This is a genomic window from Nocardia sp. JMUB6875 (genome assembly GCF_041154655.1).
Taxonomy (GTDB): Bacteria; Actinomycetota; Actinomycetes; order Mycobacteriales; family Mycobacteriaceae; genus Nocardia.
Genome location: NZ_BAAFGR010000110.1, coordinates 19,075 through 28,222 on the forward strand (window position 1 = coordinate 19,075; position 9,148 = coordinate 28,222).

Here is a 9,148-nt window from a genome sequence, read left to right on the forward strand (position 1 = left end):
TCGCGTGCGCGCGTTCCTGACAACCTGACACAGGGGAGAAAATGGCGAACAGCGGTAGTACCGCCGGGTCTACGGACGCGGTGATCCTGGTCGGGGGCCAGGGCACCCGACTGCGTCCGTTGACCTTGTCCGCCCCCAAGCCGATGCTGCCCACGGCCGGACTGCCGTTCCTGCAGCATCTGCTGGCCCGCATCGCCGATGCCGGGATCACGCACGTGGTGCTCGGCACCTCCTACAAGGCGGAAGTGTTCGAGGAGCATTTCGGCAACGGCGCCGACCTCGGCCTCGAGATCGAGTACGTCACCGAGACCGAGGCCCTCGGCACCGGCGGCGGCATTCGCAACGTGCTGCCCAAGCTGCGGGCCGACACCGTCATGGTGTTCAACGGCGACGTGCTCGGCGGCACCGACCTGGGCGGGATCCTCGAGACCCACCACAGCTCCGGCGCCGATGTCACCCTGCACCTGGTCCGGGTGAGCGATCCGCGCGCCTTCGGCTGCGTGCCGACCGACGCGAACGGGCGCGTCACCGCGTTCCTGGAGAAGACCCAGGATCCGCCGACCGATCAGATCAACGCCGGCTGCTACGTCTTCCGGCGCGAGTACATCGAGAAGATCCCGGCGGGGCGTCCGGTGTCGGTGGAGCGGGAGACCTTCCCGTCGCTGCTGGCCGAGGGCGCGCACATCCAGGGGCACGTCGACACCTCGTACTGGCGTGACATGGGGACTCCGGAGGACTTCGTCCGCGGCTCGGCCGATCTGGTCCGCGGCATCGCGCCGTCTCCGGCCCTGCCGGGCCAGCGCGGCGAATCGCTGGTCCACCCCGGCGCGGGCGTCGCCCCGGGCGCGCTGCTGATCGGCGGCACCGTCGTCGGCCGCGGTGCGGAAGTCGGCGCGGGCGCTCGCCTGGACGGCGCGATCCTCTTCGACGGCGCCTGCGTGGAAGCCGGTGCCACCGTGGAACGTTCGATCGTCGGCTTCGGCGCCCGGATCGGTCCGCGCGCCCTGGTGCGTGACGCCGTGATCGGTGACGGCGCGAATGTCGGCGCCCGCTGCGAACTACTACGCGGCGCACGCGTGTGGCCGGGCGTGGACATCCCGGACGGCGGTATCCGCTTCTCCACCGACGTCTGATCCCACAGCCACGAAATCGGCCCCGCTCCTGTTGGGAGTGGGGCCGATTTTCGTTTGTGCGGCAATGGGTTCAGCGCTCCCACTTGCCGGGGTTGAGATGGAACTGGGCGAGCGCGGTGGCGTGGCCGTGGCCCATCCCGTGCTCGGACTTGAGCCAGTTCACCAGGTCCTTGTGGGCGGTGATGCCGGCAGCGGTCATGGTGGTGAACCACTCGTCCACGGTGCGACCGTATTTGGCCTCGATGGACGGGAAGTAGTAAGCGGGGCCTTGGGGCTTGGAGGTCGTCATGCTCGTACAGACGGGGCAACTCCACGGAATTCATCGCGGCCCTCGCGCAGCAGCAGGAATCCGGTGGCCGCGACCAGGGCCGCGGTGAAGCCGTGGACGCCGAATGCCATTGCGGTGGAACCGCTGTGGCGCAGGATGGTGAGCATATCGCCGACGGGGATGACGGCCGTGGCCAGCATGGCGACGCCGAGGGCGTAGCGCTGGCGGGCGGCCAGCAGCGCCACGATGAGCACGCCCGAGCCGACATCGCGGACGCCCTTGGTGTTCAGAAAGTCGGCGGCCTCGCCGGTGGGGGTGACGCGCAGGCCGAAGCCGGGAGCCTCGATCGCGGGCACGGTCAGGTAGCGGATGCCGACGTAGGTGATGAAGGCCGCGCCGGCCAGGGACAGGGCGGTGGCGACGTGGGAGGCGATGCGGGAGGTGCTCATGACTACTGCTCCAAAATCTAGCGGTGCTAACTGATGAAGCAACGCTAACTGATGCGTGGATAGTTTGTCTAGCGGTGCTAGAGTTTTCGTCATGAGCGCCATACAGACCCGCAAGGAGCGCGAGCGGACCGAGCGCCGGCAGCGCATTGTCGACACCGCCCGCGAGATCGCCGCGACCGAGGGGTGGGACGCGGTCACCGTGCGCAAGCTGGCCGACCGCATCGAGTACAGCCAGCCGGTGCTGTACAGCCACTTCGCGGGGAAGGACGCCATCGTCTCCGCCGTCGCCGAGGCCGGGATCGCCGAGTTCGCCGTTCTCATCCGGGAACTCAGGACCGCCGCGGATAGTCCGGAGGCTGCGCTGCGCGCGGTGGTCCAGGGGTATCTCGACTTCGCGCGCGACAACTCGGCGCTCTACGACGCCATGTTCCTGTTGCGCACCGAGCTGAAATTCGGCCCGGAGGCACCGCAGGCGCTCAAGGACGCGTTCGCGGAAATGGCGCAGACCTTCGCGCCGTTCGCGCCGTCGCGTGATGTCGAGACCTTCACCGAGGTGGCGTGGAGCACCCTGCACGGGCTCGCGACCCTGGACCGAGGGGGTCGGCTGCGGCCCGACTTTCGTGCTCAGCGGCTGGAAATGCTGGTCGCGCAATGGGTTCGCGGGGACTGATGGTCGCGGCTCGGGGAACTTATAGCGGAGACCGGTCGGCTTCGTCACGGTTGCGCCGCGGTGTCGGCGGTCCGGCCTAGGCTGAGGTCATGGCTGACGCTGTGGTGGTCGGATCGGGTCCCAACGGGCTTGCGGCGGCGGTGATCCTGGCGCGGGCGGGGCTCGGGGTGGAGGTGTACGAAGCCTCCGACGCCATCGGCGGGGGCTGCCGCACGGCCGAGGTGACGCTGCCGGGGTTTCATCACGATCTGTGCGCGGGGGCGCATCCCATGGCGGTGGCCTCGCCGTTCTTCCGGGCCTTCGATCTGAAGGCGCACGGGGTGGAACTGCTGGCCCCGCAGGTGTCCTACGCGCATCCGCTGGACGGCGGGCGGGCGGGGCTGGCCTGGCAGGATCTCGAGCACACGGTCGACGGGCTGGGGCGCGACGGCCGTTCCTGGCAGCGGTTGTTCGGTCCGCTGGTGCGCAAATGGGAGGACCTGGTCGGGCTGATCATGTCCGATCTGCGGCATCCGCCCCTCGATCCGACGGGGTTGCTGCGCATCGATCCGGGCATCGAACTGCGGCTGCTGCGTCGGATCGCCGAACAGGCAACGCCCTTGTGGAACATGCGTTTCCGCGAGGACCTCGCCCCGGCCATGCTGACCGGCATCTCCGCGCACGCCATCCGGCCGCCGCGCAGCTTTCCGGGCGCGGGCGTCGCCATGCTGCTCGGGACGCTGGCGCATGTGCGCGGCTGGCCGGTGCCGCGCGGTGGCAGCCAGGCCATCATCGATGCGCTCGCGGATGATCTGAAAACCCATGGCGGGCGCATCATCACCGGGCACCGGGTCGATTCGCTCGACGATTTCGCCGATGTTCGAGCCGTGCTGCTCGACACCGCTCCGGCCGAACTGCAGCGCATCGCGACGCTGCCGGCGCGATACAGCTTCGCGCTCAACAGGTTCCGCTACGGCGGCGCGGCCTGCAAGGTCGACTTCGCGCTCTCGGGGCCCGTGCCGTGGGAGGCGCACGGCTGCGAAAGGGCGGGGACACTGCATCTGGTCGGCAGCCGCGAGGAGGCGGTGGCCGCCGAAAAGGCCGTCGCCGCGGGCAAACTCGCCGAGCGTCCGTTCGTGCTCGCCATCCAGCCGGGTGTCGTCGACTCGACGCGCGCGCCGCAGGGTCAGGCCACTCTCTACACCTACTGTCACGTGCCCAACGGCTCCACCGAGGACATGACCGAGGCCATCACCGCCCAGGTCGAACGCTTCGCCCCGGGCTTCCGCGACCTCATCCTGGCGACCAATGTGCGCACCGCCGCCCGCATGCCAGCCCACAACGCCAATTACATCGGCGGCGACATCTCGGCGGGTGCGATGACGCTGCGCCAGACCATCTTTCGGCCGGCGCCGCGCTGGAATCCTTACTCGACTCCGCTACCCGGCGTCTACCTCTGCTCTTCCGCCACCCCGCCCGGCCCGGGCGTGCACGGCATGAACGGCTACTACGCCGCCCGCCACGCCCTCCGCAAGGAGTTCGGCGTTCTCACCGATCCGCTCGAACTCCTGACGGACCACTGGCGCATTTGAGCGTGTGTGGTTACTGCTGGACCGGTTGGGTTCGGTAGAGGTCCGGTTCGATGTAGATGACTCGGGCCGAGGGGACTTCGGCGCGGATGCGGGCTTCGGCGTCGTCGATGGCGGCGGCGATATCGGCGATCTCGAGGCCGGGGATGATGGAAACCTTTGCGGCGACCAGCATTTCCTCGGGGCCGAGGTACTGGGTGCGCAGGTGGATGACGCGGTCGATGTGCTCGTTGTCGACCATGGCTGTGCGGATCTTGCGGTCCTCTTCGGGGGTCGCGCCCTCACCGATGAGCAGGCTCTGCATCTCGATGATGAGGATGACGGCGATGATGCCGAGCAGGATGCCGATGGCCAGGGTGCCGATGCCGTCCCAGATGGGATCGCCGGTGATGATCGTCAGGCCGATGGCCGCGAAGGCGATGATCAGACCGATCAGCGCGCCGGTGTCCTCCAGCAGCACCACCGGCAGCTCCGGATTGCGGGAGTTGCGGATGAACCGCCACCAGCTCGCGTTTCCCTTGAGCGGCGCGGATTCCCGCATGGCGGTGATGAAGCTGTAGCCCTCCAGGCAGATGGCGAGGCCGAGAATGATGACGGCGACGATCGCGTGGGACAGCTCTTCGGGGTGCTGGATCTTGTGGATGCCCTCGTAGATCGCGTACAGCGAGCCGAGCGCGAAGATCACCAGCGCGACCACGAAGGAGTAGAAGTAGCGGTTGCGGCCGTAGCCGAAGGGGTGGAGTTCGTCGGCTTCCTGCTCGGCCCGGCGCTGGCCCAGCAGCAGCAGGCCCTGGTTGGAGGTGTCGGCCACCGAGTGCACGGCCTCGGCCAGCATGGAGGCCGAGCCGGTGATGGCCGCGCCGACGAACTTGGCCACCGCGATACCGGCGTTCGCGCTCAGCGCCGCCAGGATGGCTTTCTTACCGCCGCCCGCAGACAAATGAAACCGCCCCTTCCCGAACTGTGCTCACTACTTCGAACTACTTCGAACCGATGTCCGTTTTGTCCAACACGCTTGACCGGGAGAGCCTACCGTTCGCTCGCTAATCCTCGCCCACCGCTGCGCAGAACAACTGCGCGGGTCCGTCCACGGCCTGGGCGCGGATGCCGCCATCGGCCGCCGAGATCCACGCGGCGTGCCCGCACTCCACGATCAGGTCGTGGTTGCCCTGGAGCATCCGCACCCGCCCGTGCGTGACCAGCGCGATCACCGGACCGGACTGCACCACGGGGACCGGGTCCGCGTCCTCGGCCAGTTCGAAACGGCTGAGCGCGAATTCGGGGGCGGGGGTGTGATAGCGGAAGACGGTGTCCGACACCGCCTCCGCCTCCACGATCGGCAGGTCCAGCGGCTCGAAGTCCAGGACCCGCAGCAGCTCGGGCACGTCCACGTGCTTCGGGGTGAGCCCGCCGCGCAGCACATTGTCGGAGTTGGCCATGATCTCGACGCCGACGCCGCGCAGGTAGGCGTGCAGGTTCCCGGCGTCCAGGAACAGGCCCTGACCGGGTTCGAGGGTGATGCGATTGAGCAGCAGCGCCGCCAGCACCCCGGCATCGCCGGGATAGGCCTCGGCCAGCTCCAGGGCGGTGCGCACCTCGGGCACGAATTCCTTGCCGGTGCCGCCGGTCTTGGCCTCGGACAGGTAGCGCACGCAGCCGTCGAGGACCTTGGGCAGCAGGGTGCTCAGGCTGGCCTGGGGGAGTGCGATCCAGGTGGTGAACAGGGTGCGCAGGCCCGCCGAATCCGGCTGGGCCGCCAGCAGTTCGGCGTACTGGCTCAGTTCGGGGACGTCGAGGGCGTTCAAGAGCCGCACGGTCTGGCGCGGATCGCGGAAACCGGCCAGCGCCTCGAAGCGGCCCAGGGCCACCACGAGTTCGGGCTTGTGGTTCTCGTCGCGGTAGTTGCGCATGGGGGAGTCGATGGCGACGCCGGTCTGGTTCTCCCGGGCGAAACCCGCGCGCGCCTGTTCGATACTCGGGTGCGCCTGCAGCGACAGCGGCTCCTCGGCGGCCAGGATCTTCAGCAGGAACGGCAGCCGCCCGCCGAATTCGCCCGCGACCGAGCCGAGTTCGCGCTGCGGGTCGGAGCTGACCAGCGTGAGCAGCGATTCGCTGTGCCCGTTGATCTGGACGCGCGCCGGATCGGCGGGGTGTGCGCCGAACCAGAGTTCCGCTTCCGGGTGTGCGGAGGGAACCGGTCGGCCGCACAGCTGAGCGAGCGCGGTGCGCGAACCCCAAGCGTAGGAACGCAGCGCACCAACGAGTTCGTGCACTAGTAATTGCCCCCGTCGTAGTGTCCCGGTCCGGTGGCCGGGCGGGAACCGAGTAGTCGAAGATAGGCGGCGGCCATTTCCAGCCGAAGCGCCAGCACGGCAAGCTTTTCCATTTCACTGCCCTGGGCAGCGGGGGCAGGCTGGCCGGATTCTCCGACGGGCGCACGCGGCACCTCGGTATCCACCGTGACCAGGTCGGCGTCCACCAACCCGGCGTCGGAGCCGAAGACTGCCAAGCGGCGGCGTCCGGCCACCTCGTCATTATCGGCGCTCACCACGAAGATCCGGATCTGCTCCACCGGTGCGGGGCCGTCGAGCTCCTCGTCGTGGAAGAGCGGGTCGAAGCCGGGCGCGGCGACACCGGCGGCCTCGACGAGCCGGCCGTGCGCGGCAACGGCTTCCGGCAGGGTGACGCCGGCGACGATCTGCCCGGCCGTGGCCAGCAGCACCTCGGCGCCGTGTTCGGCGACGACCGACGCGGCGGCGGAATCGCCGGCCAGCAGCATGCGCTTGCGCTGGTACATGCGGGTGGCGAGGGTCTTGGCCGGATTGTGGAAGGCCTCGTTCTGGGGGCCGTCGCGCAGTGCTTCCTCGTCGAGCAGGTCTGCGAGAGCGTTCAATTCGGGCACCAGCGGGCCGGTCCGGTGCGGGTCGAGGGTGGTGATCACCGCCAGCCCTGCGGACAGGTAGCGCAGCATGCGATTGTGGTCGAGCACCCGTACCCGGGGCGCGAGGATGGTGGCGCGGCCGGCGGCGGCCGCGCGGATCGGGCCCTCGTCGGGGGCGGCCACGACCACTTCGGCACCCCGTCGAAGTGCTCGGTCCACCGCTTCGGCGAGGCGCGGGTCGCCCGCGTCGTCGCCGGCCACGAGGACGACGTCCAGCGGCCCGACCCACGGCGGGATCGAAGTCGCCTGAACCAGCGGCATACTCGTGCTGTTGCCGAGGGCGGCGATGAGCAGTGAGGCGGCGCGCGCGGCGCGGCCACTGCCCGAGACCAGGACGAGGCTGCGGGGCCGCAGATCGGTCAAACGGCCCAACGCGTCCTCGGCCAGCGCCGCGGCGGTCGCCCGTACCTGGGCTCCGCCTGATGCGGCAGAACGTAAAGCACCCCCGGCGTCCGCCGCCTCCAGCGAGGCGACGTCATCGAGGTCGATTACCGGTGTCCCAGCGATCATCGGGCGTTGCCACCTCCCCTCATCGGGTCACCAGACGCTGGTGAATCCAAGCTCTGTGATTCCACTATTCCAGTCAGGCGCGGACGATGCTCAGGATCTCGGTTACGAGTGCGTCTACATCGTCCTGCGATCGCGCCTCGACATTGAGCCGCAGCAGCGGTTCGGTATTGCTGGCGCGCAGGTTGAACCACGCGCCGTCGGCCAGCTGAACCGTCACGCCGTCCAGCCGATCGACCGATTTCGCTCGCTTGCCGAATGCCTCGAGGATCGCCTGGGTGCGCTCCTTGGCATCCGCCACTGTTGAGTTGATCTCTCCGGAGGACGCGTATGTTGCATACGCGGAGGCCAATTCCGACATCGGGCGCTCTTTCTCGCCCAAAGCCGCCAAAACGTGCAGGGCCGCGAGCATGCCGGAGTCGGCGCCCCAGAAGTCGCGGAAGTAGTAGTGCGCGGAGTGCTCGCCGCCGAAGATCGCTCCGGTCGCCGCCATCTGCTGCTTGATGAACGAGTGGCCGACGCGGGTGCGCACCGGGGTGCCGCCGAGCTCGGTCACCAACTCCGGCACGGCCTTCGAGGTGATCAGGTTGTGGATGACCGTCGCGCCCGGCTCCTTGGTCAGCTCGCGCTCGGCCACCAGGCCGGTGATGGCCGAGGGCGACACCGGGTCGCCCTTCTCGTCCACCACGAAGCAGCGGTCGGCGTCGCCGTCGAAGGCCAGGCCGATGTCCGCGCCGGTCTTGCGGACGTAGTCCTGCAGATCGACCAGGTTCTTCGGATCCAGTGGATTGGCTTCGTGATTGGGGAAGCTGCCGTCGAGTTCGAAGTACAGCGGCTCGACCGTGAACTGCGGCAGCGTGCCCAGCACGGCGGGGACGGTGAAGCCGCCCATGCCGTTGCCCGCGTCGACGGCGATGCGCAGCGGGCGCGAACCGCTCAGGTCGACCAGCTTGTGCAGGAAGGCGGCGTAGGCCTGGAGCAGGTCCTCGCGGGTCTCGGTGCCGCGCGGGCCGTCGAAAGCCGGGACGCCGGCGATGACCTCTTCGGTGATGGTGGCCAGACCGGTGTCCTGTCCGACCGGCAGCGCCTTGGCCCGGCACAGCTTGATGCCGTTGTACTTGGCCGGATTGTGGCTCGCGGTGAACATGGCGCCGGGGCAGTCCAGGTGGCCGGAGGCGAAGTACAGCTCGTCGGTGGAGGCCAGTCCGATCTGCACCACATCGAGTCCCTGGGCGAGCACGCCGTCGGCGAAGGCGGCGGCCAGTTCCGGTGAGGAGTCACGCATGTCGTGTCCGATGACGATGCGGGAGGCGCCCTCGCCGCGCATCAGCCGGGCGAAGGACCCGGCGACGTCGCGGACGAAATCCGCGTCGATCTGCTCGCCGACCACTCCTCGAACGTCGTATGCCTTGATGACTGCTTGAACGGACTCGGCGGACCGGGCGACTGTCATAAAGGACACCCTAGTAGCACTCGCACCCGAGCCGTATTCGGAGCCGTCCATGTCCGGTGATCGTTCCCAGGGGGCGACGTCAGTTCGGGGGATCCGGTAGGACGCGTAGATGGCCTCGCCGGCCGGTGCGCCCCTGACGGGTGGGGCGCTGGGGGGCGG

9 protein-coding genes are annotated in these 9,148 nt (G+C 68.9%); 3 read left to right on the plus strand and 6 right to left on the minus strand.

The window, feature by feature from the left end; genetic code table 11:
- The first annotated feature begins 41 nt into the window (after window positions 1-41).
- Window positions 42-1,133, plus strand: coding sequence for a sugar phosphate nucleotidyltransferase (locus tag ACAM49_RS25790; RefSeq protein WP_369638143.1), 1,092 nt, complete (start codon window positions 42-44; stop codon window positions 1,131-1,133).
- Window positions 1,134-1,203: 70 nt separating this feature from the next.
- On the opposite strand, the gene ACAM49_RS25795 is transcribed toward ACAM49_RS25790, so the two are convergent.
- Both ACAM49_RS25795 and ACAM49_RS25800 read right to left on the minus strand, forming a co-directional pair.
- The gene (locus ACAM49_RS25795; RefSeq protein ID WP_369638144.1) at window positions 1,204-1,422 is read right to left on the minus strand and encodes a DUF4287 domain-containing protein; all 219 of its coding nucleotides are present in this window, start codon (window positions 1,420-1,422) and stop codon (window positions 1,204-1,206) included.
- The gene (locus ACAM49_RS25800; RefSeq protein ID WP_369638145.1) at window positions 1,419-1,850 is read right to left on the minus strand and encodes a DUF4267 domain-containing protein; all 432 of its coding nucleotides are present in this window, start codon (window positions 1,848-1,850) and stop codon (window positions 1,419-1,421) included. Before ACAM49_RS25800 ends, ACAM49_RS25795 begins: the two co-directional genes overlap by 4 nt.
- A 91-nt stretch (window positions 1,851-1,941) precedes the next feature.
- On the opposite strand from ACAM49_RS25800, the gene ACAM49_RS25805 reads away from it, so the two are divergent.
- Together ACAM49_RS25805 and ACAM49_RS25810 are read left to right on the plus strand one after the other, a co-directional pair.
- The gene (locus ACAM49_RS25805) at window positions 1,942-2,520 is read left to right on the plus strand and encodes a TetR/AcrR family transcriptional regulator (protein ID WP_369638146.1); all 579 of its coding nucleotides are present in this window, start codon (window positions 1,942-1,944) and stop codon (window positions 2,518-2,520) included.
- Window positions 2,521-2,609: 89 nt separating this feature from the next.
- The gene (locus tag ACAM49_RS25810) at window positions 2,610-4,091 is read left to right on the plus strand and encodes a phytoene desaturase family protein (protein WP_369638147.1); all 1,482 of its coding nucleotides are present in this window, start codon (window positions 2,610-2,612) and stop codon (window positions 4,089-4,091) included.
- Window positions 4,092-4,101: 10 nt separating this feature from the next.
- Here the strand turns inward: ACAM49_RS25810 and ACAM49_RS25815 are convergent, their stop codons facing one another.
- The 4 genes from ACAM49_RS25815 to ACAM49_RS25830 all read right to left on the minus strand — a co-directional run bounded on the left by ACAM49_RS25815 (window position 4,102) and on the right by ACAM49_RS25830 (window position 8,989).
- Complete coding sequence (locus tag ACAM49_RS25815; RefSeq protein ID WP_369638148.1) at window positions 4,102-5,028, minus strand: cation diffusion facilitator family transporter; 927 nt, start codon at window positions 5,026-5,028, stop codon at window positions 4,102-4,104.
- Between the two features lie 103 nt (window positions 5,029-5,131).
- Window positions 5,132-6,361, minus strand: coding sequence for a mannose-6-phosphate isomerase, class I (gene manA, locus ACAM49_RS25820; protein ID WP_369638149.1), 1,230 nt, complete (start codon window positions 6,359-6,361; stop codon window positions 5,132-5,134).
- On the minus strand, window positions 6,361-7,539 hold the full coding sequence (locus ACAM49_RS25825) for a tobH protein (protein ID WP_369638150.1): 1,179 nt from the start codon (window positions 7,537-7,539) through the stop codon (window positions 6,361-6,363). Before ACAM49_RS25825 ends, manA begins: the two co-directional genes overlap by 1 nt.
- A gap of 73 nt (window positions 7,540-7,612) precedes the next feature.
- Window positions 7,613-8,989 carry a phosphomannomutase/phosphoglucomutase gene (locus tag ACAM49_RS25830; RefSeq protein ID WP_369638151.1) on the minus strand — a complete coding sequence of 459 codons (1,377 nt, stop codon included), beginning with the start codon at window positions 8,987-8,989 and terminating at the stop codon, window positions 7,613-7,615.
- Between the last annotated feature and the right edge of the window lie 159 nt (window positions 8,990-9,148).

Excerpts from the sequence above, each read along its gene's own strand:
- ACAM49_RS25795 (WP_369638144.1), bottom strand. The coding sequence starts at position 1,422 with ATGACGACCTCCAAGCCCCAAGGCCCCGCTTACTACTTCCCGTCCATC.
- ACAM49_RS25810 (WP_369638147.1), top strand. The coding sequence starts at position 2,610 with ATGGCTGACGCTGTGGTGGTCGGATCGGGTCCCAACGGGCTTGCGGCG.
- ACAM49_RS25830 (WP_369638151.1), bottom strand. The coding sequence starts at position 8,989 with ATGACAGTCGCCCGGTCCGCCGAGTCCGTTCAAGCAGTCATCAAGGCA.
- ACAM49_RS25800 (WP_369638145.1), bottom strand. The coding sequence starts at position 1,850 with ATGAGCACCTCCCGCATCGCCTCCCACGTCGCCACCGCCCTGTCCCTG.
- ACAM49_RS25825 (WP_369638150.1), bottom strand. The coding sequence starts at position 7,539 with ATGATCGCTGGGACACCGGTAATCGACCTCGATGACGTCGCCTCGCTG.
- ACAM49_RS25805 (WP_369638146.1), top strand. The coding sequence starts at position 1,942 with ATGAGCGCCATACAGACCCGCAAGGAGCGCGAGCGGACCGAGCGCCGG.
- ACAM49_RS25790 (WP_369638143.1), top strand. The coding sequence starts at position 42 with ATGGCGAACAGCGGTAGTACCGCCGGGTCTACGGACGCGGTGATCCTG.